Origin of the sequence: Nocardia spumae (genome assembly GCF_020733635.1) — a bacterium.
Lineage (GTDB): Bacteria > Actinomycetota > Actinomycetes > Mycobacteriales > Mycobacteriaceae > Nocardia > Nocardia spumae.
In genome coordinates this window covers 349,746-372,433 of the sequence record NZ_JAJFZL010000001.1, presented here as the reverse complement: position 1 = coordinate 372,433, position 22,688 = coordinate 349,746, and the positions used below count along the sequence as shown (strand labels likewise).

Sequence of the window (22,688 nt, the reverse complement as noted above, 5' to 3'; positions counted from 1 at the left end):
GGGTGAGCGATCTGGACCCGGCATCCGCCCTGGTGTACGCCATTCCGCTGCGTCACCGCTTCCGTGGCATCACGGTGCGCGAGGGGATCTTGCTCGAAGGGCCGCTGGGATGGGGTGAGTTCTGCCCGTTCGCCGAATACGACGATCGCGAGGCGGCGAACTGGCTGGCGACCGCCCTGGAGCAGATCGAGAGCGGCTGGCCCGAACCGGTGCGCGACCGGATCGCCGTCAATTGCACCGTCCCCGCCGTCGGCCCGGAGCGGGCCTACGCGATCGCCGCCGAATCCGGTTGCCGCACAGCCAAGATCAAGGTCGCCGACCACCCCGATTCGCTCGCCGAGGATATCGAACGGGTGGCCGCGGTACGCGCCGCACTCGGCGCCGACGCGGCACTGCGGGTGGATGCCAACGCTCGGTGGGATGTCGACACCGCGGTGACGAACCTGAAGCAGATCGACCGTGCCGCAGCCGGTGTGGAGTACGCCGAACAACCCTGCCGGAGCGTCGAGGAGCTGGCGGCGGTGCGCCGGCGGGTCGACATCCCCATCGCCGCCGACGAATCCATCCGCCGGGCCGAGGATCCCCTGCGGGTCGCGGTGGCCGGGGCGGCCGATATCGCGGTACTGAAGTGCACCCCCCTGGGCGGGGTCCGCCGGGCGCTGCGGGTGGCCGAGGCGGCCGGACTCCCCTGCGTGATCTCCTCGGCGCTCGAGACCAGCGTCGGGTTGTCCGCGCAGCTCGCGCTCGCCGGCGCACTGCCCGAACTCGACCATGCCTGCGGGCTGGGGACCGTCGAATTGTTCGACGGCGATGTGGTCGCCGATTCGCTGCGCCCCGTCGACGGCTACCTCACCGTCCCGCGTACTCCTCCGCAACCGGATCCGGCACTCCTGCAGCGTTTTCGCCATCCCGATCCGGACCGTGAGGCATGGTGGCGCGCTCGGCTCGACCGGGTACTGCGACTGGTCGGCTGAGGGCGGAATTTCGCAGCCGGCAGGCCGGGTTCGAGGGTGTTCCCGGTCGCGCGACTGTGATTAGCTGATCGTGTGCCACCGGCAGTTCTCACGTGCTCCAAGACACGATAGGAGTTCCGCTATGCCCACCCGTGATTCCGCGTGGCCGCAGGGTACACCCTGCTGGGTCGACTGTTCGGTCGACGATCCGCAAGCGGCCCGCGACTTCTACTCCAGTTTGCTGAGCTGGGAGATTCTCGACAGCCCGCCCGATGCGGGCGGCTACCTGATGGCCATGCGCGACGGTAAGCCCGCAGCCGGGATCGGCCCGAAGATGGGCGCGGCACCGATGCCCTCGGTGTGGACCACCTACCTCGCCGCCGACGACGCCGATGCGATCGCCGCGGCCATCACCGCGGCCGGAGGCACCATCTTCTTCCCACCCACCGATGTCATGGATGTGGGCCGCATGTGCGTCGCGGCCGATCCCACCGGCGCGGTATTCGGCGTCTGGCAGGCCAAGGCTCACACCGGGGCCGGTATCTACAACGAACCCGGCGCGTACTGCTGGAACGAACTCCATACCCGCGACTACGCGACCGCCCAGGAGTTCTACCGCCGCGTCTTCGGCTGGACCTTCGACGAGATCGGCGACGGCGAGAACTTCGTCTACTCCACCTTCTCCCGTCCCGATACCGACGTCCTGGGCGGCATGATGGATGCGAGCACGGTGCCCGGCGAGGCCCCGCCCTACTGGCTGACCTGGTTCCAGGTGTCGGGCACCGACCAATCCGTGGCCCGCGCAAGCGAACTCGGCGCCACGGTGCTCATGCCCGTCAACGACACCCCCTTCGGCCGCTCCGCCGTGATCCAGGCCCCCCAGGGCGAGGTCTTCGGTCTCATCGACCCGGCGGTCACCGTGGGTGAGGCGCCCGGGCAGTAATCGCATCGCAACGGCCGGCGCGGGTCACCGGCCGGACTCGGCGGCAGGCTCTCCCGCGCCGGTACGGCGTGGGAGAGCCTGCCGTGACGTATCCATCACCCGCCGCGGGTCAGCCGATTCGGGCGCCGCAGTCGTGCAGGGTGGTGCGAAGCAGAAGGGCGGCTTCGGGGCCGATGACGCCGTCGAGCAGGTCCAGGTAGCGGGTGCAGAATTCGGGGCCGTGCGGGGCGCGCTCGGCACCGGGGGGTTCGAGGTGATGGGCCAGTTCGTGCAGAACGACCAATTCCCGCAGGGCCCAGGCAGTTCCGCCGGTGTGCAGGGGAACGGCCAGCACCGCGCGGCCGGTTTCGTAGTGCGCGGCGGTCGCACCGGCGCGGGCTCTCACGGTCAGCGGCGCGGCGGCCCGGACCCATCGGGCGCGTACCCAGTTCAGTGCCAGCACTCGATCCGCGTAGGTCTGCACCGATTCCACCGACGCGAATTTGCGTTCGATCGGCAGGGTTATCGTCGAACCGAGCAGTTCGATCGTGCGCGCGCCGAATTCGTCGGCGCGATCGAACATCCGGCGCACCAGTCCCTCGGCGTCGTACACCCGGGAGCGCTGCGAATCACGCGGTGTCACGACGATTCCGCCGGCCCGATCATGCCCCCGGAGCTTCCACACTGCGCCGCGCGGAGGGCAATTCGGCGGACAGCCCCAGCCGCGCGTTCCGGCCGGCGCGATCACCGGCGCGACGGGCCGCCCGCGAGTATCCGGCGGACTCCTGCGGACCACGCCAGGTGCCCCGGGCCTCGGAGGTACGGGCATAGAAATCGGTGAGCTCGAGATCCTTGTTGCGCAGTGCCACAGCGGTTCCCGCCGACGGCGCACCCGCCGCGGCCTCGTCGTCGCGAACCGCCTCCGACTCCACTTCCGATTTCACCTCCGCCAAGCGCCTGCCCACCCGTTCGGCGAAGGCCATCTGAAAGTTCAGCCGCGCGGTCACGGCCGCGACAGGGGCCTGTATGCGACGCTGCACCTTTCGGCCCCAGCGCGTTTCGATCACGATCTTGTCCACCGTCGCCGTTTTGTAGGCACCGGATTTGATGTAGTGATCCGACGCCCGCACCATCTGGACCAGCAGACTCGTGTAGAGCGCCTCGCACGTCGCGATATCGGTGTCGAAGCCGTAGGCGTAGACCTGGGTGGAGGTGCGGGTGACATCGCAGCGCACGTCGTTCGCGGCCGCGATCGCCACGAACAGCTGCACATAGGTTCGCAGCCCCTTCTTACCGGCCGCGCCGATCGGTACCACCTTCTGCATCGGCGTGGGCCGCCGCTCCCGGCCGGCGATATGCGCACGCGCCACCGCCAGGTCGATCGACGAACGGGTCGCCAGGCGCTGAGCGGCCGCCAGGAAGGCCTCGGCCTCGTGCTCGTTGTCGGTCGACTCGGCCTGGCGCAACAGCCCACCGATCCGGGTGAGCAGTTTGTCCTGAGGCAGCTGAGTCGACATCGAGCGCCAGGATACGAGAACTCACCGACATCGTGCCGGGACCACCGGCGCCGTATGTCGCCGGGCCCACGCCGTATGTCGCCGGGCCCACGCCGTATGTCGCCGGGCCCACGCCGTATGTCGCCGGGCGGACGCCGTATGTCACCGAGCAGCCGAACAATGTATCTTGCCTTGTGCAACCGGCGCAGTGTGCGGGCGCTCACGCCCTGGCAGCTGTGTTCGTTACGACCCTGGAGTATCGATGGCTTTGAACAAGGCGTCCTCGGACAAGGCTCGGCCGCGGGCGGCCGGGTCGCGACGCGGATCCCTCATGTCTCGTGCCGCACTGGCCGCAGCCTCGGCGGCGCTGCTCACCGCCGGACTCACGAGTGCCTGTTCGAGCGGCGACGGCAGCAATCCGACCACCCAGAATCTGGGCGGGCGCGGCCCGATCACCTACGTCGAGGGTAAGGACACCACCGAGACCGGTGCGGTCAAGCAACTCATCGATCGTTGGAATGCCGCGCATCCCAACGAGCAGGTCACCTTCAAAGAGCAGTCCAACGACGCCTCCCAGCAGTACGACGATCTGGCCCAGCACATGCGGGCCAAACAGTCCGACTACGACGTGATGGCGCTGGACGTGCCGTGGACCGCCGAATTCGCGGCCAAGGGCTGGATCCAGCCGCTGAAGGACTCCTTCGCGCTCGACACCTCCACCCTGCTGTCGCCGACCGTCGCCAGCGCCACCTATCAGGGCACGCTCTACGCGGCACCACGCAACACCAACGGCGGTCTGCTGTACTACCGCAAGGATCTGGTCCCGAATCCGCCGAAGACCTGGCCCGAGCTGCTGGCCGACTGCAATATCGCACGTGACCACGGAATCGGTTGCTACGCCGGGCAGTTCGCGCCCTACGAAGGCCTGACCGTGAACGCGGCCGAGGTCATCAACGCCTACGGCGGCTCCTTCGTGGGCCCGGACGGCAAGTCCGCGACGGTGAACTCCCCGCAGTCGCGCGCCGGTCTGCAGGTGCTCACCGACGCCTACAAGAACGGTGACATCCCCAAGGAGGCCATCTCCTTCAAGGAGCCGGAATCCCAGAACGCCTTCGCCCAGGGCAAGCTGATGTTCCTGCGCACCTGGCCGAACTTCTACGGCGTGGCCGGGGCCGACTCCTCCGCGGTGAAGGGCAACTTCGGCGTGTCCCCGCTGCCCGGTAAGGACGGCATCGGCGCGTCGACCCTGGGTGGCTACAACGCCGCCATCAGCTCCTACTCCAAGCACAAGGCCACCGCGCTGGACTTCCTGCGCTTCCTGATCAGCGAGGACGCCCAGCGCATCGTCTCCGAGGGCGCGCTGCCGTCGGTGCGGTCGTCGATGTACGACGATCCGGCGCTGATCGCGAAGTTCCCGTACCTTCCCGCCCTGAAGGATTCGATCGCCAGCGCCGTGCCGCGGCCGGTGACCCCGTTCTACCCGGCGGTGTCGAAAGCGATCCAGGACAACGCATATGCTGCGTTGACCGGAGCCAAATCCGTCGATGACGCGATTATCGGCATGCAGAAGGGCATCGAAGCCGCCGGCTCCTGACGTCCCTGCCCGCAGTCTGCCCCGTAGGAGAGTTGAACGTGTCGAATCCTTCGGGTGCGACCGAACTCGCGCCACCCGACGATCAGTCGGAGAGCCCGAAACCGAAGCACGACAGTAACTCTCGAAGCTTACGGCTCTTCCCTCCGGGTTCGGGGCGCGCGTGGTTGTTCGTCGCACCGGTGCTGGTGACGCTCGCCGTCGTCATCGGCTATCCGGTGGTCCGCGCCGTGGTGATGTCCTTCCAGAAGGATGCCGGTCTCGACCCCGCCACCGGCATGTTCGTCGAGGGCGGCAACGCCGGCTTCAGCAACTACACGCACTGGCTGCTGCAGCAGTGCACGCTGCCCGGCGGCGGGACCGAGGCCTGCCCGACCGGCAATCTGGGGTCGCAGTTCTGGGCGGCGATCGGCATCACCCTGCTGTTCACGGTGATCACCGTGACGCTGGAGGCGACCATCGGCCTGGGCATGGCGACGGTCATGGGTAAGACCTTCCGCGGCCGCGCGTTGCTGCGGGCGGCCGTGCTGATTCCATGGGCGATCCCGACCGCGGTCACCGCCCGGCTGTGGGAGTTCATGTTCCAGTACGACGGGGTGGTCAACCGGGTACTGCACACCCACATCCTCTGGCAGACCGATCCCTGGGCGTCCCGTTTCGCGGTGATCATCGCCGACGTCTGGAAGACCACGCCGTTCATGGCGCTGCTGATCCTGGCCGGACTGCAGGTGATCCCGAACGACGTCTACGAGGCGGCCAAGGTCGACGGCACCTCGGCCTGGCAGCGGTTCACCCACATCACACTGCCGCTGCTCAAGCCCGCACTCCTGGTCGCGGTGCTGTTCCGGACCATGGACGCGCTGCGGCTCTACGATCTGCCGGCGATCATGATGGGCGGCAATCCGGCGACCCGGACCATCTCGATCCTGGTCGTCGATCAGGTGCGGCAGGGTTCCAACAGCGCGGCCGCACTGTCCGTGCTCACCTTCCTGATGATTTTCGCGGTGGCATTCGTGCTGGTGAAGGTGCTGGGCGCCAATGCGGTGGCCACCCAGGAAGAACAACGGAGGGCACGATGAGTCACAATCGCGCAGCTCCCATCGAGCCCGACCGGGTGCGGGTGTCCCGCGAATCACGGAGGGCACGCTGATGGCTGCCGCTACCACTGCAACCACCGATACCGCCGCCCGTCCAGCGGTGACCCGCGGCTCCCACACTCCGTGGTGGCGCTCCGCACGGGTGTACCTCGGCGCGGTGATCATCCTGGTCTGGGGTCTGGGCCCGTTCTACTGGATGGCGGTGACCGCCTTCCGCGATCCGGACTACACCTTCGACAACACCCCGTGGTTCACCCATGTGACCCTCGAGAACTTCCGCAACGCCTTCGACACCAGCCGGGGTAACGACTTCGGCCGCGCGCTGACCAACAGCGTCATCATCGGCGCGGCCACCACGGTGATCGCGCTGGCCGTCGGCATGATGGCCGCCTACGCGCTGGCGCGGATCTCCTTCCGCGGCAAGACCTTGGTCGCCGGATTGATCCTGAGCGCCTCGATGTTCCCGGTGGTCGTGCTGGTGACGCCGCTGTTCCAGCTGTTCACCAATATCGGCTGGATCGGGCACTACCAGGCGATGATCGTCCCGAACATCTCGTTCGTCCTGCCGATGACCGTCTACATCCTGGCGTCGTTCTTCGCCGAACTGCCCTGGGAGCTGGAGGAAGCGGCCCGCATCGACGGTGCGAGCCGGTTCCAGGCATTCCGGCTGGTGATGTTGCCGCTGGCCGCGCCGGCGGTGTTCACCACGGCGATTCTGGCCTTCATCGCCGCGGTGAACGAGTACCTGCTGGCCAGCCTGCTGTCGACGGACAAGACCGAGCCCGTTACCGTCGCCATCGCCCGGTTCTCCGGTAACGATCCGCTGGTTCAGCCGTACGCGGCGATCATGGCGGCGGGCATCATCGTGACCGTGCCACTGGTGATCATGGTGTTGCTGTTCCAGCGCCGCATCATCTCCGGTCTGACCGCCGGCGGTGTGAAGAGCTAGGGGCCGGCCCGCCTCCCCGGGTATTCAGCGCGCCGTGAGCGCCGCGGGATGCGTTCTGGGGGGCGGCGGTGAGTTACCCACGTGCTCACGACATCAGTGGTCGCGGGCGAGTCGTCACGCGGCGACCGTGTCTTTGCCCAGGTGCCTTTCTATGTCGCCGGGGGAGCCGGTGTAGTGCAGGGTGCGCAGGCCGATGCCCGCGGCGGCGTGGCAGTTGTCGGCTCGATCGTCGATGAACAGCACCCGGGCCGGATCGTGAACTCCGGTCGCGGCGAGCGCGTTTCGGTAGGTGTCGGGGTGGGGTTTGTTCATGCCGAGCCGGGCCGAGTAGAGGGCGTCGGTCATCAGGGCGCGCCAGCCGGAGTCGTCGAGGGCGTCGCTCACCGGGTGGGGCGCGTTGGACAGCAGCACCATCGGTAGATCCGCCTGCCGGATCCGGTGGAGCAGCGCGACGACGTGGGGGTCGGTACGGGTCCACAGCGCGGTGTCGACGGTACGCAACCGGTCGAGCAGTTCCGGATCCGGTCGACGGCCGAGTACCGCGGTCCAGAAGGCGGCGTCGTCGGAGTCGCCGGAATCGTAGGGTTCGCGGGCACTCCAGAACGCGCTCTGGAAGTGCCCGAGCCGGTCCTGCTGCCATCCGGCGAGTTCGGCGAGTTCACTCCACATGGGCACGGTCGGGTGCAGGCCGATGACGCCGTTGTAGTCGAAGATGACGGCATCGAGTGCCGCGGGCTGCGAAGGTAATACGGTTACCACTGGTTCTCCAAGGCTCGATCGGACAGGGCTCGGCGGGAGAGTGCGGCCACGCCCGCGGCGAGCAGCGCGGGCAGGGCGAGGGCGACGGGCAGGGTGGTCACGGTTGCCAGCGCGCCGATGAGCGCCGGTCCCGCGAGGAGGCCGAGATAGCCGGTCACGGCCACGGCGGCGACCGCGCGGGGCCCACCCGCCCCGGCCGCGGTGAACAGGGACGGAATCGTGACCGCCAGGCCGAGCCCGAAAACGGCCCAGCCGGTCAGCGCGAAGGACGCCTCGGGCACCGAGAGGCCCGCGAGCAGTCCGGCCGAGGCCGCGATCGCGCCCGTCCGAACGACTCTCGGCGCACCGAAGCGGGCGATGAGCCGATCACCGAACAACCGGCCGCCGGCCATGGCCGCGCTGTATCCGGCGTACGCGGCGGCGCTGATCGCGGGGGACGCGTGCAGCCCGGTGAGATGGACCGCCGACCAATCCGCGGCGGCGCCCTCGCCGAGCAGGCATGCGGCGGCGAGCAAGCCCAGCAGACAGATTTGGGATCGGGACAGTCCGGGCGCCCGGTCCCGCGTCGCCGGCACCGCCGGTTCGGGGCCCGCCATCGCCGCGACACCGCGGGTGATCGGCGCGACCGCGACCGTGGCCACGATCGCCGCGGCGGCGGTGACCCCGAACACGTACACGGGCGAGTGGTGGGCGGCGGCAGCGGCGATCACCGCCCCGCCCAGTGCGCCGAGGCTGTAGGCCGCGTGGAAGCCCGACATGATCGGCCGGCCGTAGAGCTGCTGGCAGCGCACCGCCGAGGCGTTCGCCGCGACGTCGAGCACACCGTGCGCGGCGCCGAAGAGCAGCGCCGCGACCGCGAGTTCGATCGGAGTCCGGCATATGCCGAGCACCGCGAGGCTGCCGGCGAGACCGACTCCGCCGCCGGTCAGCAGCGCGGCGAGGCGGTGCGGTCCGGCGAGCCGGCCGCCGAGGTGAAGACCGGCGACCATGCCGACCGCGGCGGCGAGCAGTACCGCGGCCAGCCCGGCGGTGTCCAGGCCGACGGACTCCTGAACGGCCGGAATTCGAGTTCCCCAGATGGCCATCACTACGCCGAGTCCGGCGAAGTATCCGGTCAACAGACCCCGGCTGCGCACTACGGCAGCGGGTATTTCCAGTATTTCCAGCGCGCGTTTCGAAGGCGTCGCGATGGTGCGTGTCATGAGGGCTCCATCAGTGCCGCCAACCGGCTTCACCGTCGACGGCGACCGTGAAATCGGCTGCGGGTAGGTATGACGATTCCCGCCTCGTTCCACGACGAAGAGGCGCACTAAATGTGTGGATAGAAGGAACGTTCCGCTGGTCGGAGGGTGGATATGAGGCGCGACGCTGCACGAACAAAACGGAAGCTACCAGGCGGTTTGTCGGGCTACCATCCGGAGCGGATCTCGGTGCCGCACATCACAAAATACAGCTCGAACGTCTAACTCCAACGGCCGCGGAAGAGGTGGAGTGAACACGAAAAGCACTCTCGCGCAAGGCGAATACTCCCATTTCTGGGAGTCGCGACGAGGGCGGATCGCACAGCCGGCACGGTCGGCCCACGGGGCGGTCCGGGAGTGGATCTATACCATTACTCGATGGTTTACTGAATGATAGCTATTCAGGTCGGGCCGGTTCGCGTCGTAGGCTGGATTCGGACACGGTTCTTGTGTTGGTTCGCCGACGCTCCGGGAGGAGATGATCGTGAGCTCGACCCGCAAGCCGCGGCGTGGCCGCCCGGAAACGGCGCCCTATGCCTCGGTCGCCGGGTGGAAACAGCGCGAGACGACCACCCGGCCGCACAGCGGCAGGCCTCGGCGGCGAAAGAAACCGGCGGACGCGCCGGAACGCGGACCGCGGACCCGGGGCCAACGCGTCCGGCGATTGTTGCTGGCCCTTTTCCTGATCTTCGTCGCGATCCCCTCACTGGTGCTGGTGCTGGCCTACTGGAGTGCCGAGGTTCCCGATCCCGGTGCGGTGCAGACCAATCAGATCGCCACCGTCACCGCCGCCGACGGCACCACCGTCCTCGCGAAAATCATTCCCCCCGAAGGCAATCGGACTCCGGTGCCGCTGTCCGAGGTGCCGCAGACCATGCGCGACGCCATGCTCTCCGCCGAGGATCGCGACTTCTACCGCAATCCGGGATTCTCCGCCTCGGCGTACCTGCGGGCGGCCCGCGACAATCTGCTCGGCCACGACGACGCCGGCGGCGGTTCCACGATCACCCAGCAGTACGTCAAGAACGCGTTCCTGACCTCGGAGCGCACCCTGTCGCGCAAGATGCGCGAGCTGGTCATCTCGGCGAAGATGGCGCGGCAGTGGAGTAAGGACGACATCCTCGCCGCCTATCTCAACACCATCTACTACGGACGCGGCGTCTACGGTATCGGCGCCGCCGCCCGCGCCTACTTCGACAAACCCGTCTCGGAGCTGACCTTGGCCGAGGGCGCGGTCCTGGCGGCAGTCGTGCGCACACCCTCCATCCTGGATCCGGAAACCCATCTCGATCAACTGAAGGCCCGCTGGAACTACGTGCTCGACGGCATGGTCGGGATGGGCGTGCTGAAACTGGGGGATCGCGACGCGGTCCGGTTCCCGGATATCGCGCCCGCGCCCAAACCCGATGACGACGCCGCACACGGGCCGGCCGGCCTGCTCCGCACCCAGGTCGTCCGGGAACTACACGGGGCGGGCATCAGCGATCAGGAGATCAACACCGGGGCCCTGCGGATCACCACGACCATCGACCCCCGCGCGCAGGATTCGGCGCTCGACGCCGTGCATCGCACACTCGACGGGCAGCCGCCGCAGTTGCGCAGCGCGGTGGTGTCGATCGACCCGCGCAGCGGGGCGGTGCGAGCCTATTACGGCGGCGACGACGGTGTCGGATTCGACTTCGCGCAGGCGCCGCTGCAAACCGGTTCGTCGTTCAAGACCTTCGCCGTTCTGGCCGCACTGCAACAGGGCTTCACCCTGTCCAATCAGCTCGACAGCGCGCCGGTCATTGTGAACGGGGTGCGGGTGACCAACGTCGAAGGCGAATCGTGCGGCACCTGCAGTCTGGGCGAGGCGTTCAAACGATCGCTGAACACCAGCTTCTACCGGCTCACCGAGGCCATCGGCCCGAAATCCGTGGCCGATGCCGCCCACCAGGCCGGAATTCCGCAGGAGATCCCCGGTGTGCCGGGTATCTCGCTGACCGATCCCGATGGCACGGCCGCCCCGTCGATCGTGCTCGGCGTGTATTCGGTGCGGCCCATCGATATGGCGTCGGCGTACGCCACGATCGCGGCCTCGGGCACCTACCACCAGCCGTATTTCGTCCAGCGCGTGGTGGCCGGCGACGGCCGGGTACTGCTCGATCGTGGTGTGGCCGGGGCCGGTGAGCCGCTGCCTCCGCCGCAACAGCGGTTCCCGCGCGCTGTCACCGATACGACGACCAAGGCGATGCAGCCCATCGCCGCCTACTCCAACGGCCACAATCTGGCCGGGCGGCCCTCGGCGGCCAAGACGGGCACCACCCAGCTCGGCGATACCGGGCAGAACAAGGACGCCTGGATGATCGGCTTCACGCCGTCGCTGTCCACCGCGGTCTGGGTGGGCACCGACCAGCCGCAACCGATCCGGACCGCCGGCGGCGGCATGATCTACGGTTCCGGCCTCCCCTCCGATATCTGGAAACGCACCATGGACGGCGCGCTGGCCGGAGCGCCGGTCGAGCAGTTCGCGAATCCGGAACCCGCCCCCGCGGCGGGTCCGTTCGCCACGCCGCCGCCGCAGAATCAGGGCGGGCCGTTCGCGGAGCCGGCGCCGCAACCGGCCGCGCCGCAGCCGACCGGACAGGCACCGTTCGATGTGCTGCAACCGCCCCAGCAACAACAGCAGGAGGAGGCGCCGGCCCCGCCGGTGATCATCATTCCGCCCGCGCCGCCGCCACCGCCGGCACCGCCACCGCCGCGGCAGATCGAGATATTCCCCGGTCTGACCGTCCCGGTTCCGGGATGACCGGCCGATCCGGCACGCTGTGATGAAACGAATTGGTGTTATCCGGCCATCACCCAGCACGCGCCGATAGGGTGGAATGGGGTCGGTTACGAGACATTTAGGGGCGACACGGGTGGATTTCAATATCGTCGAGCGCCACGAGACACTGGTGGCGGGCACGGTGCTACGCAGCCCTGCGCTGGCGGTGGAGGGACCGCGCCGGCAGAAGGTGGAAGAGGCCTGGAAGCGAACGCTGGCGCGCCGGTTACCCGGGCCGCCCGCGACCGCCTACGTCGATCACGCGCCCGAGATCGGTTCGTATCTCACCCATATCGTCGGCTACCGCTGCGAGAGCATCGACGATCTGCAGCCCGGCGATGTCCTGGCCCGCGTCCCGGCGGCGAAGTTCGCGCGGTTCCTGCGTACCGGCGACGATCTGGGCGACACCATCGTCTCGATCTGGCGCGCGGTCTGGGATCTGGAGGCGGCCGGAGCATTGGTCCGCGCCTACACCGGCGATTTCGAGCGCTATCCGGATGCCCGCACGGTCGAGGTGTTCGTCGCCCTGGAGAGCGATTCGCTGACCGATGCGCCGAGCGGCACTGTGGCACAGGGCAATTCCATCGCCGAGAACAGGTAGGGACCGTGGATTTCGAAATCGTCACCCTGGAGCCGAGCCTCGTCGGCGGGCTCACCGTCCCGCTCGCCGGCCGCGAGGTGACCGCCCGTGATCTGGATCTGGTGAACTTCACCTGGGACCGCTACCTCTCCCGGGAGAAGAACGTGCCCCGGGTGGCGGCCTATATCGGTCAGGACGACCATGCGGTCGCGGTCCTCGGCTACGAACTCGATGAGCTGGCCGACCTGGACACCGGCGATGTGATCACCCGCATCCCCGCGGGCCGCTACGCCAAGTTCGTCGTCTCCGACAAGCCCTACGATCTGCTGCGCACCGCCTGGGCCAAGGTCGCCAAGGCCGAGAGCTCGGGCACCATCACCCGCTCCCACACCGCGGAGATCGAGCGCTATACCGGCCCCACCTCCGTCGAGGTGTACGTGTCACTGGACTGAGCGCACCGCGGTCGTCCGTCAGTGATACGAACGCGCGGCGGCGACGAGCGCGGCGCGATCGGTGACGACGATGCGCCCGCGCCGCAGCTCGACGATGTGGCGCTGCTCCAGCTCTCGCAGGATCTTGTTCGCCGTGACCCGGGTGGTCCCGGCCATGGAGGCCAGGTCGTCCTGGGTGAGCCGGATTTCGGCGATCGGCGCGCCGCCGCCGTAGATCCGGGCGAGGTTGACCAGCCGCCGCACCACCCGCGCCTCGACGGGCAGATACAGCGCCTCCAGCACCATCCCGGACAGTCGGCGAACCTGCTCGACCAGGGTCCGGGTGAGCATCCGCTCGATATCGGGATGGGTAGCGCGCAGCGCGGTCAGCTGTGCGCGGCTCAGACTCAGGGTTTCCGCGTTCTCCGCGGCCTCCACCGTGGCGGTGCGTTTGGCATCGGGGCTCAGCAGCGCCAGCTCACCGAACGCGTCACCCGGCCCGATGACGGTCAGCGTGGCGGTGTAGCCGAGCGGGGTGGCCACCCGGATCAGCAGCAGCCCGGATTTGATCAAATGCAGTGTGTCGCCGGGATCGCCTTCGTGACACAGGATTTCGCGGCGTTTGAACCGCCGAGGCGTGCAGGAGGCGAGTAGTTGCCGGCGCTCGGCGTCCTCGAGCCCGCGCAGCAACGCGAATTCGGTGGTCATCGCAGCCCCTCGAGGACGTAGCAGGTGACCGGTTCACGCCGGCCCTTGACGGTGATCCCGCTCAGCACACGCACCTGCGCCCCCTGGCCGAGCTGCGCATACGTCGAGGATCCGATGACCACGGTGCCGGGCTCGGCCACCCCCTCCAAGCGCGCCGCCAGATTGGTCGTATCCCCGATGGCGGTGTAGTTGCGCATCTGCGCCGCGCCGACATTGCCGACCAGGGCGGGACCGGAGTTGACACCCACCCGGAAGCGCGGCCAGTCCGGCCGGCCCGCGGCGATGCACGCCACAGCCTGCTGCAGGCCCAGTCCCGCCCGGGCCGCGTGCAGCGCATGGGCGGGCTGCGGATTGGGGGCGTTGAACACCGCCATGACCGCATCGCCCACGAATTGCACCACCGTCCCGCCCTCCCCGAGGATGACCGGCACGATGGCGCCGTAATAGGTATTGAGCATCTGTACGACGAGCGCGGGATCGGTGCTCTCCGCGAACGGCGTGAATCCGGACAGATCGGCCATGAGTACGCTGACTTCCGCGATCCGCCCGCCCAGGTCGGCCTGGGCCGGATCGGCAAGCAATTCGGTCGCCACCGCCGGGGACATGTACGACCGGAAGAGGTCATCGAGCTGCCCGTACAGGCGGGCATTCTGTTCCAGGACAGCGAATTGCCGTTCGGTGAGCCCGAATCGGCGGGACAGCTGCACACCCACCGATCCGAGGGGTTCCTGCTCGGGGACCCCACTGGCGGCCCGATCTCGCAGTACTCCGACCATCTCGGTGAGGGCGCGCGCGTAGTCACGTTCGAGCGAGGCCATGGTCTGACGCAAGGTGACGCTGTCGAACAGGCCCAGCGCCGAGCCCTCCCGGCGGAACTGCAGATGACTGCTCAGGGCGATGAGCGCGAACGCCACCCCCATCAGCAGGTGCCACTCCCACCAGGAGGTCCGCCAGCTGCGCCCGAACCCGACCGCGAGCAGCGCCTCGATCAACAGCACGAAGGTGCTGCAGACCATGAGCGGCAACAACGCGCGGCGACGGATGAACTGCCACGCGTACGCGATGGCCGCGCCGAGATAACACAGCGCGCCCACCGACGCGATACCCACCAGCGGGCCGGAGGATTCGGTCGGACTCGGGGTTCCGTTCAACGGAGGCAGGCGGGTCAGCGAGATCGCCGACCACACCGCGAAACTCAGCGCGGGTAGCGCGGACAGCAACCAGCTCAGCCGGTTCAGTCGAGCGGCCGCCGCGGGCCGGTATTCGACGGCCGATGCCAACGCGGCGATTCCACCCAGGGTCAACCCGATCGGAACCGCGTACACGAATCCGGCATTGGGCGAGTTCAGGATCACCCCGGGGGTGGCGATCGCGTGTAGTGCGAGGAATCCGGCGGAGAACTGGAAGGCCAGCGAGACCAGGATCAACCGGACGTCGCGGCGAGCCCGGGCGGCGCGAAACAGGATGACGCCCAGGATTGTCGCGAGCACCGCCGCGGACAACACCAGCCAGAAGTGCCCCACATGATGTTCGTAATGAGCGTCGAGCATCGGGTTGGCGATGAGCAACCACAGTCCCAGGGCGGGCAGCGACATCGCCGTCGCCCAGGTCAGCGCTCTCAGCTCGAACACTGTCGCACCACCTACCTACCGCCGATATTCGCGCCCCCTTGCATACACGAAAATGCCCCTGGGAGCTTCTCGGGCTTCCCAGGGGCACGCATCGTCATACCGGCTCAGCGGTGGGGGAACCAGTTGTAGTCGTAGTTCCAGTGGTCGCGGTGGAAGCGGTTCCAGTCGTCGTGGTGGCGACCGTGCCAGTAGTCGCGGTCACAGAAGTTGTAGTAGTGCCAGTCGAAGCCCCGGTCGAAGACGCACAGCCATTCCCAGCCGGTGCGCGCCGGCACGTGGGTTTCCGGTGTGGCCGAGGCGATTCCGGCTCCCGCTCCGGCGAGGACCGCGGTGGCCGCGGCGACGGTGGCGATCCGGCGAATCTTGCTGATCATGTTGTACTCCAAAATGTTTCGGCCTGTTCGGCAACGTGAAACACATCCTGCCGTCCCGCGACCGGAAGCACCGCCATCCCGGCGACGCTCACTGTGTAAACGCCGCTACACAACGCCGAAACGACGACGCGCCCCCGGATACCCGGGGGCGCGTCGAATGTCGGAGACTACTCACTACCGATGATGAACGCTTCCAGCTGAGTGCGCGCGATGTCGTCGGCGAGCTGCTTCGGCGGGGACTTCATCAGGTAGGCCGAGGCCGGGATGACGGGTCCGCCGATGCCGCGGTCCTTGGCGATCTTGGCCGCCCGCACGGCGTCGATGATGATGCCGGCCGAGTTCGGCGAGTCCCACACCTCGAGCTTGTACTCCAGGTTCAGCGGCACGTCACCGAACGCGCGGCCTTCGAGGCGGACGTAGGCCCACTTGCGGTCGTCGAGCCAGCCGACGTGGTCGGACGGGCCGATGTGCACATCGTTGGCGCCCAGTTCCTTCTTCAGGTTGCTGGTGACGGCCTGCGTCTTGGAGATCTTCTTGGACTCCAAACGCTCCCGCTCGAGCATGTTCTTGAAGTCCATGTTGCCGCCCACGTTGAGCTGCATGGTGCGGTCGAGCTGGACGCCGCGGTCCTCGAACAGCTTGGCCATCACGCGGTGGGTGATGGTCGCGCCGACCTGACTCTTGATGTCGTCACCGACGATCGGCACGCCGGCGTCGACGAACTTCTGCGCCCAGGCCGGGTCGGAGGCGATGAAGACAGGCAGCGCGTTCACGAATGCGACGTTGGCGTCGATGGCACACTGCGCATAGAACTTGTCGGCGTCTTCCGAACCGACAGGCAGGTACGAAACCAGCACATCGACCTGTGCGTCCTTCAGCGTCTGCACCACGTCGACCGGGTCGGCCTCGGAGAGCTCGATGGTCTGCGCGTAGTACTTGCCGATGCCGTCGAGGGTCGGGCCCCGCTGCACGGTGACGCCGGTCGGCGGCACATCGGAGATCTTGATGGTGTTGTTCTCGCTGGCGAAGATCGCATCGGACAGGTCGAAGCCGACCTTCTTGGCATCGACGTCGAACGCCGCGACGAACTTCACATCGCGCACGTGGTACTGCCCGAATTTGACGTGCATCAGACCGGGGACGGTCGAGTTCTCGTCTGCGTCCTTGTAGTACTGCACGCCCTGGACCAGCGAGGAGGCGCAGTTACCCACACCGACGATGGCAACGCGAATCTCAGCAGCCGGATTGACATCACTCATGGCCGACATTTCCCTCTTTCTGTGGTGCCGCCTTCATTGATTGCTCCGCTGCAATCAACTCGTTGAGCCAGCGCACTTCGCGCTCGCTTGATTCGAGACCGAGTTGATGGAGCTGGCGGGTGTAGCGATCCAGCGTTCCGCTGGCACGTTTTATCGCCTCCCGCAGTCCTTCTCGGCGCTCCTCGACCTGCCGCCTTCTGCCCTCGAGAATCCGCATCCGCGCTTCTGCGGGGGTGCGGCTGAAGAAGGCGAGATGAACGCCGAAGCCGTCATCGGTGTAGTTCTGCGGGCCGGTATCGGCGAGCAGTTCACTGAACCGCTCCCGACCGGTCTCGGTCAGTTGGTAGACCCGGCGGGCCCGGCGGGTGACCGCGCCGGCCGGACTCTCCTCGGCGATCAGACCGTCGGTCTGCATGCGCCGCAGCGTCGGGTACAGCGACCCGTAGGAGAAAGCCCGGAACGGTCCCAACAGGCCCGTCAACCGTTTGCGCAGCTCGTAGCCGTGCATGGGTGACTCCAGGAGCAGCCCGAGAATCGCTAGTTCGAGCACGGGCCTCACCTCCTGACTGTATTGAACAGACCTAACCGATGGATGCGATTGCCAACTATATCGGACCGATATAGTGAACGGAAAGGAACGTGCTCCTTCTCTCCGTGGCATGCCGTGCCGCCGCCGACGCAAGTACTCTGGGTTCGTGCGAATTCAGCGGCAGGTGGTCGACTATGCGCTCCGGCGCAGGTCGCTGCTGGCCGATGTCTATGCGGGCCGTGTGGACGTCGCCGAAGTATGTGATGCGAATCCGTATCTCCTGCGGGCGGCGAAATTCCACGGGCGGGGGAGCGAGGTCACATGTCCGATCTGCCGAAGAGAACAGCTCACGCTCGTATCGTGGGTCTACGGCGACGGTCTGGGGCCGGTCGCGGGTTCCGCTAGAACCCCCGAGGAACTGGTGCGGCTGGCCGAGACTCGCGAAGAGTTCTCGGTGCACGTGGTCGAGGTGTGCCGGACCTGTAGTTGGAACCATCTGGTGCAGTCCTATGTGCTGGGGCACACCCCGGCACCGCGGCGTCGCCGTAGCGGCGCCCGCCGGACCGCGGCCGAATGACAGGCACACTCGACTGAGATGCGGAGCGGTTCCCAGGCCGGCGGCAGTCGGCCGGGCGCGCCCGCACAGCAGAGCTATCCGGACCGTATCGAGTTATGGAGATCCAGGCTGTGACTTCGCCTTACGACGATGGACCGAACGGCGGTCGGCCTCCGCGCGGCCCGCAATCCGGACCCGGTGGTTATCCACCACGTCCGGCAGGTGGGAATCCGCCCGGTGCCCGTCCGCTACCGCCGCGTCGCCAGGCACCGCCCTCGGGGCCGGTCGGTGGCCCGGGACCGCGCGGCGGGCAACCGCCGCAGGCGCCCGGCGGTCAGCCGCCCAATCCCGCGGGCGGACCGCCCCGGCGTCCGGGGCCGCCGCCGGGTGATCGAAAACCCCCGATGCGCGGTCCGGCCGGTGGCCCGCCGCGCACCGGCGGACAGCCCACGGTCCGCGGCGGACAGCCGAATCCGGCAGGTGGTCCCCGCCGCCCCGCTGCACCGGGCGGTCCGGGTGGCGCGCAGTCCACGCAGAAGATCGCCAAACCCGGTGAGAGTACGCAGAAATCCCAGGCCACTCAGAAGATCGGGGCCGGCACCCTCGGTGAGGCCATGGCGCAGCGAACCCCGCGTTCCGGCGCGGCCAACCGCTCCGGACCCGCCGGCTCCCGTCCGGGGTCGGGTCCGGGCACGGGCAGCCGCCGCGCGGTCGGGGGCACTCCCCCGTCGGGACCACCGCCCCGCAAGGGCAACGGCGGTGGCGGCGGAAACGGTCCGGGCGGCAAAGGTCCGAAGGCCAAGAAGAAATCGCCGTGGCGCATCGTGCGCCGGGTGATCTATGTCCTGGTCGCACTGGCCATCGTGGTGCCCAGCGCGGTCTTCCTGATCGCGTACACGACCGTCTCCGTACCCCAACCGGGCGATCTCAAAACCAATCAGGTCGCGACAATTCTGGCGTCCGACGGCACCTCGGTCATCAGCAAAATCGTTCCGCCGCAGGGGAACCGGACCGACGTCACGATCGATCAGATCCCGCCGCAGGTGCGCAACGCCGTCATCGCGGCCGAGGACCGGGACTTCTACAGCAACCCCGGCTTCTCGATCTCCGGTTTCGTCCGTGCCGCACGCGACAACGTACTGGGCAAGGAAAGCGCCGGTGGTGGTTCGACGATCACCCAGCAGTACGTCAAGAACTCCATGGTCGGTAATCAGCATTCGCTCAGCCGCAAGATGCGCGAGCTGGTGATCTCGGCCAAGATGGCGCGGCAGTGGAGCAAGAACGACATCCTCACCGCGTATCTGAACACCATCCCGTTCGGTCGCGGCACCTTCGGTATCGATGCCGCCGCCCACGCCTACTTCGACAAGAAGGTCGAAGATCTGACCGTCGAAGAGGGCGCCATGCTGGCGGCGACCATTCAGCAGCCGTACGGCCTGGACCCGGAGAACAATCCGAAGGGCGCCGAAGCGCGCTGGAACTACGTGCTCGACGGCATGGTGGCCAGCGGCAATCTGCCCGCCGCCGATCGCACCAAGATGGTGTATCCGAAGGTGCAGCCGTCGAGTTCGAACAAGGACGACTCCAGTCCCCAGGAGCCCGGCTCCAACGGCCTGATCAAGCGTCAGGTGATGCAGGAACTGGCCGACGCCGGCATCAGCGATACGCAGATCAACAAAGAGGGTCTGCAGATCACCACGACGATCGACCAGAAGGCACAGCAGGCCGCCGTCGATTCGGTGCACAAGAACATGCAGGGCGAGCGCGACGAGGTTCGCACGGCGGTCGTCTCGGTCGATCCGAAAACCGGTGCGGTGCGGGCCTATTACGGCGGTGACGACGGCCAGGGCTGGGACTACGCCAACGCCGGTCTCCAGTCCGGTTCGACATTCAAGGTGTTCGGCCTGGCCGAGAACCTCGAGCTCGGCAAGCCGCTGTCGACCATGTACGACAGTTCGGATCTCACCGTCAACGGCATCAAGATCACCAACGCCGAGGGTGAGACCTGCGGCACCTGCACCATCGCCGAGGCCCTGAAGCGCTCGCTGAACACCAGCTTCTACCGCATGGAACTCGATATGCCGAACGGCCCGGCGAAGATCGCGGCCATGGCGCACAAGATGGGTATCCCCGACTCGATTCCGGGTGTGGGCCAGACCCTGACCGAACCCGACGGCTCGGGCCCCAACAACGGCATCATCCTGGGTCAGTACCAGGTCCGCCCGCTGGATATGGCCTCCGCCTACGGCACCATCGCCGCATCGGGGATGTACCACAAACCGCATTTCGTGGACAAGGTCGTCACCGCCGATGGTCAGGTGCTTCTCGATCGCGGCCAGGTGGCCGGTGAACAGCGCATCTCGTCGGCTGTCGCCGACAACCTCACCTCCGCCATGCAGCCGATCGCGGCCTCCTCGCGCAATCACGGGCTGGCCGGTGGGCGCCTGTCCGGCTCCAAGACCGGTACGACGCAGCTCGGCGATACCGGCCAGAACAAGGACGCGTGGATGATCGGCTTCACGCCGTCGCTGTCCACCGCGGTCTGGGTGGGTACGGCGGACGGTGTCGCGCTGAAGACATCCGGTGGAGCGATCATGTACGGCTCGGGTCTGCCGTCCGATATCTGGAAGGACACCATGGACGGCGCGCTGGAGGGCACGCCGAAGGAGACCTTCCCGAAGCCCGCCGCGATCGGCGGCCAGGCCGGTGTGCCGTCCTTCTCGGCGCCCTACACCGCCCCGAGCACCACACAGGAGTACCAGCCGCCGGTGGTGGTGAAGCCGTCCCAGGTCGAGATCCTGCCGGGTATCACCATTCCGGTGCCGGGACTCCAGCCGAACCCGCGCGGACAACAGCCGCAGAATCAGCCGCAGGCCCAGGATTCCGGCCCGATGCCGGGGCAACCGGTGGCGCCGGCCGACGGGTCGTCGCCGTCCACCGCGGAATCCGGTGATACCAGTGGCAATTCACGCTCCCAGCGACCGGGCGCGAACGGCAACACCAATACCGACGGGACAGGCGAGGGCTACTCCAACCAACACCGGTAGCCTCGGGTGGCGTGAGTGAGCAACAGCCGGTGGCGGCATCGACGTTCGGCAACGACGGCGTCGATACCGCCACCGGTTTCGTCTCCGCGGCACCACTGGCGGCGGATCCGAGATCGGACGGGCGCCGGGACAAGCCCAGTCGCACCGATTCGATGACCGCTCAATTGAGCACCGCCATCGGCGGTCCGGTGGGCGACCACGCCCTGATCGGCCGTTCCCGGTTCTGGACACCGCTGCGCATCCTGTTGGCCTTCGCGGTGGTGTTCCTCGCACTCGGCTGGGCGGGCAAGGCCGGCTGTATCCAGCAGACGACTACCTCCGAGGGCCATCTGACTCTGGACTGGAACAACGGCCGCCAGTACGTGGCCATGTGCTACTCGGATACCGTGCCGCTCTACGGCGCCGAGCATCTGGACGAGGGCGCGTTCCCGTACAAGAAGAAGTGGGTCGAAACCGGCGCCGACGGCAAACTGCAGACCCGCTACATGGAATATCCCGTGCTGTCGGGTCTCTACCAGTACCTGGCGATGGAGGTCGCCAATGTCTGGATGGCGCTGCCGCTGCCGAAGGCACTGTCGGTGGTGGTGTATTTCGATGTCGTCGCGGTGGGTCTGGCGCTGGCCTGGCTGGTGACGGTCTGGGCCTCGGCGATGCTGGCGGGTCGCCGCATCTGGGACGCCGCCCTGGTGGCGCTGTCCCCGCTGGTGCTGGTGCACATCTTCACCAATTTCGACGCGCTGGCAACGGCTTTCGCGGCCACCGGGCTGCTGGCCTGGGCGCGCCGCCGACCCGTACTCGCCGGAGTCCTGCTGGGCCTGGGCGGTGCCGCCAAGCTCTATCCGCTGCTGTTGCTCGGCCCGATCATCGTGCTGTGCCTGCGGGCCGACAACCGTGACCGGCTGCCCGGGCTACGAGAGCACCTACGACGCAACGGCAACGATGTCGTCGGCGCGGTGCGCGACTACCTCGCCGGCGCTCGGATCAGCCCGCTGCGCGCGGCCCTGGTGACGGTGTCGTCCGCGGCGCTGGCCTGGCTGGCGGTGAATCTGCCGATCGCCGTGCCGTTCACGGACGGCTGGTGGGAATTCTTCCGCCTGAACAGCGAACGCCACGCCGATCCGGATTCGCTCTACAACGTGATCACCTCGTTCACCGGCTGGCAGGGTTTCGACGGCAGGCTGGGCGCCACCGAGACCCCGACCGCGTTGAATACGGTGTCGCTGCTGCTCTTCGTATCCGCCTGCGCGGTGATCGGCTATATCGCCCTGACCGCCGCCCGCCGCCCCCGGCTGGCTCAGCTGGCCTTCCTGGTGGTCGCGGCCTTCCTGCTGACCAACAAGGTCTGGAGTCCGCAGTATTCGCTGTGGCTGGTGCCGCTGGCCGTGCTGGCGCTGCCGCATCGGCGAATCCTGCTGTCGTGGATGGCGATCGACGCGCTGGTGTGGTTCCCGCGCATGTACTACTACCTGGGCACCGACGACAAGGGCGTGCCCGAGCAGTGGTTCACCAGCGCGGTACTGCTGCGCGATCTGGCGGTGCTGGGCCTGTGCGCGCTGGTGGTCCGTCAGATCTATCGGCCGGCCCTGGATCCGGTGCGCGCCGACGGCGTGGACGATCCGGTGGGAGGGGTACTGGACCGCGCTCAGGATCCGGCGGCGGCGTGGTTACCTCCCACGCTGCGGCCGCGGGTACGGCAAACCGCGTAAACCTCCGGTTCTCACGGCGCGGGCCACGCCGGTTCTCACTGGCGCGGGCCGCG

General features: G+C 67.7%; 20 protein-coding genes. 11 read left to right on the top strand and 9 right to left on the bottom strand.

Annotation, left to right across the window (positions count from 1 at the left end; all coding sequences use genetic code 11):
• Positions 1 to 2 precede the first annotated feature (2 nt).
• Both LKD76_RS01650 and LKD76_RS01645 read left to right on the top strand, forming a co-directional pair.
• Complete coding sequence (locus tag LKD76_RS01650; protein WP_227979138.1) at positions 3 to 974, top strand: o-succinylbenzoate synthase; 972 nt, start codon at positions 3 to 5, stop codon at positions 972 to 974.
• Positions 975 to 1,095: 121 nt separating this feature from the next.
• A complete protein-coding gene (locus LKD76_RS01645) occupies positions 1,096 to 1,896 on the top strand; it encodes a VOC family protein (RefSeq protein WP_227979137.1) in 801 nt (266 codons plus the stop codon).
• Positions 1,897 to 2,005: 109 nt separating this feature from the next.
• Here LKD76_RS01645 and LKD76_RS01640 read toward each other — a convergent pair whose 3' ends face one another.
• Positions 2,006 to 2,518 (bottom strand): TIGR04338 family metallohydrolase, encoded by a 513-nt coding sequence (locus LKD76_RS01640; RefSeq protein ID WP_227979136.1) that lies wholly within the window; start codon positions 2,516 to 2,518, stop codon positions 2,006 to 2,008.
• A 19-nt stretch (positions 2,519 to 2,537) separates the two neighbouring features.
• Positions 2,538 to 3,380 carry a DUF2786 domain-containing protein gene (locus LKD76_RS01635; RefSeq protein ID WP_227985049.1) on the bottom strand — a complete coding sequence of 281 codons (843 nt, stop codon included), beginning with the start codon at positions 3,378 to 3,380 and terminating at the stop codon, positions 2,538 to 2,540.
• Positions 3,381 to 3,702: 322 nt separating this feature from the next.
• Here LKD76_RS01635 and LKD76_RS01630 point away from each other — a divergent pair, with 322 nt between their 5' ends.
• From LKD76_RS01630 to LKD76_RS01620, 3 genes are all read left to right on the top strand, one after another.
• Positions 3,703 to 4,965: an ABC transporter substrate-binding protein gene (locus tag LKD76_RS01630; protein WP_227985048.1), complete on the top strand. Its 1,263-nt coding sequence runs from the start codon at positions 3,703 to 3,705 to the stop codon at positions 4,963 to 4,965.
• Positions 4,966 to 5,129: 164 nt separating this feature from the next.
• The gene (locus LKD76_RS01625) at positions 5,130 to 6,041 is read left to right on the top strand and encodes a carbohydrate ABC transporter permease (protein ID WP_227979135.1); all 912 of its coding nucleotides are present in this window, start codon (positions 5,130 to 5,132) and stop codon (positions 6,039 to 6,041) included.
• 70 nt (positions 6,042 to 6,111) lie between these two features.
• Entirely contained in the window at positions 6,112 to 7,008 is an 897-nt protein-coding gene (locus LKD76_RS01620; RefSeq protein WP_227979134.1) for a carbohydrate ABC transporter permease, read from the top strand.
• A 114-nt stretch (positions 7,009 to 7,122) separates the two neighbouring features.
• Here the strand turns inward: LKD76_RS01620 and LKD76_RS01615 are convergent, their stop codons facing one another.
• On the bottom strand, positions 7,123 to 7,767 hold the full coding sequence (locus LKD76_RS01615) for an HAD family hydrolase (protein ID WP_227979132.1): 645 nt from the start codon (positions 7,765 to 7,767) through the stop codon (positions 7,123 to 7,125).
• Positions 7,761 to 8,969: an MFS transporter gene (locus tag LKD76_RS01610; RefSeq protein ID WP_227979131.1), complete on the bottom strand. Its 1,209-nt coding sequence runs from the start codon at positions 8,967 to 8,969 to the stop codon at positions 7,761 to 7,763. Before LKD76_RS01610 ends, LKD76_RS01615 begins: the two co-directional genes overlap by 7 nt.
• Positions 8,970 to 9,486: 517 nt before the next feature.
• Here LKD76_RS01610 and LKD76_RS01605 point away from each other — a divergent pair.
• The 3 genes from LKD76_RS01605 (at position 9,487) to LKD76_RS01595 (ending at position 12,846) form a co-directional block, all read left to right on the top strand.
• A complete protein-coding gene (locus LKD76_RS01605; protein WP_227979129.1) occupies positions 9,487 to 11,796 on the top strand; it encodes a transglycosylase domain-containing protein in 2,310 nt (769 codons plus the stop codon).
• Positions 11,797 to 11,908: 112 nt separating this feature from the next.
• A complete protein-coding gene (locus LKD76_RS01600; protein WP_227979127.1) occupies positions 11,909 to 12,415 on the top strand; it encodes a GyrI-like domain-containing protein in 507 nt (168 codons plus the stop codon).
• 5 nt (positions 12,416 to 12,420) lie between these two features.
• On the top strand, positions 12,421 to 12,846 hold the full coding sequence (locus LKD76_RS01595; protein ID WP_227979126.1) for a GyrI-like domain-containing protein: 426 nt from the start codon (positions 12,421 to 12,423) through the stop codon (positions 12,844 to 12,846).
• Between the two features lie 18 nt (positions 12,847 to 12,864).
• Here the strand turns inward: LKD76_RS01595 and LKD76_RS01590 are convergent, their stop codons facing one another.
• The 5 genes from LKD76_RS01590 to LKD76_RS01570 form a co-directional block, all read right to left on the bottom strand.
• On the bottom strand, positions 12,865 to 13,533 hold the full coding sequence (locus LKD76_RS01590; RefSeq protein ID WP_227979125.1) for a Crp/Fnr family transcriptional regulator: 669 nt from the start codon (positions 13,531 to 13,533) through the stop codon (positions 12,865 to 12,867).
• On the bottom strand, positions 13,530 to 15,164 hold the full coding sequence (locus LKD76_RS01585; RefSeq protein ID WP_227979124.1) for an adenylate/guanylate cyclase domain-containing protein: 1,635 nt from the start codon (positions 15,162 to 15,164) through the stop codon (positions 13,530 to 13,532). Before LKD76_RS01585 ends, LKD76_RS01590 begins: the two co-directional genes overlap by 4 nt.
• 104 nt (positions 15,165 to 15,268) lie before the next feature.
• Positions 15,269 to 15,538: a hypothetical protein gene (locus LKD76_RS01580; RefSeq protein ID WP_227979123.1), complete on the bottom strand. Its 270-nt coding sequence runs from the start codon at positions 15,536 to 15,538 to the stop codon at positions 15,269 to 15,271.
• A gap of 167 nt (positions 15,539 to 15,705) precedes the next feature.
• Positions 15,706 to 16,797: an inositol-3-phosphate synthase gene (locus LKD76_RS01575; RefSeq protein WP_227979122.1), complete on the bottom strand. Its 1,092-nt coding sequence runs from the start codon at positions 16,795 to 16,797 to the stop codon at positions 15,706 to 15,708.
• Positions 16,790 to 17,347: a PadR family transcriptional regulator gene (locus LKD76_RS01570; RefSeq protein ID WP_227979121.1), complete on the bottom strand. Its 558-nt coding sequence runs from the start codon at positions 17,345 to 17,347 to the stop codon at positions 16,790 to 16,792. Before LKD76_RS01570 ends, LKD76_RS01575 begins: the two co-directional genes overlap by 8 nt.
• Positions 17,348 to 17,492: 145 nt before the next feature.
• On the opposite strand from LKD76_RS01570, the gene LKD76_RS01565 reads away from it, so the two are divergent.
• From LKD76_RS01565 to LKD76_RS01555, 3 genes are all read left to right on the top strand, one after another.
• Positions 17,493 to 17,903 carry a DUF5318 domain-containing protein gene (locus tag LKD76_RS01565; RefSeq protein ID WP_168441222.1) on the top strand — a complete coding sequence of 137 codons (411 nt, stop codon included), beginning with the start codon at positions 17,493 to 17,495 and terminating at the stop codon, positions 17,901 to 17,903.
• 383 nt (positions 17,904 to 18,286) lie between these two features.
• Positions 18,287 to 20,929 (top strand): transglycosylase domain-containing protein, encoded by a 2,643-nt coding sequence (locus LKD76_RS01560; RefSeq protein WP_227979120.1) that lies wholly within the window; start codon positions 18,287 to 18,289, stop codon positions 20,927 to 20,929.
• 29 nt (positions 20,930 to 20,958) lie between these two features.
• Positions 20,959 to 22,635 (top strand): glycosyltransferase family 87 protein, encoded by a 1,677-nt coding sequence (locus tag LKD76_RS01555; protein ID WP_227985047.1) that lies wholly within the window; start codon positions 20,959 to 20,961, stop codon positions 22,633 to 22,635.
• The last annotated feature ends 53 nt before the right edge of the window (positions 22,636 to 22,688 follow it).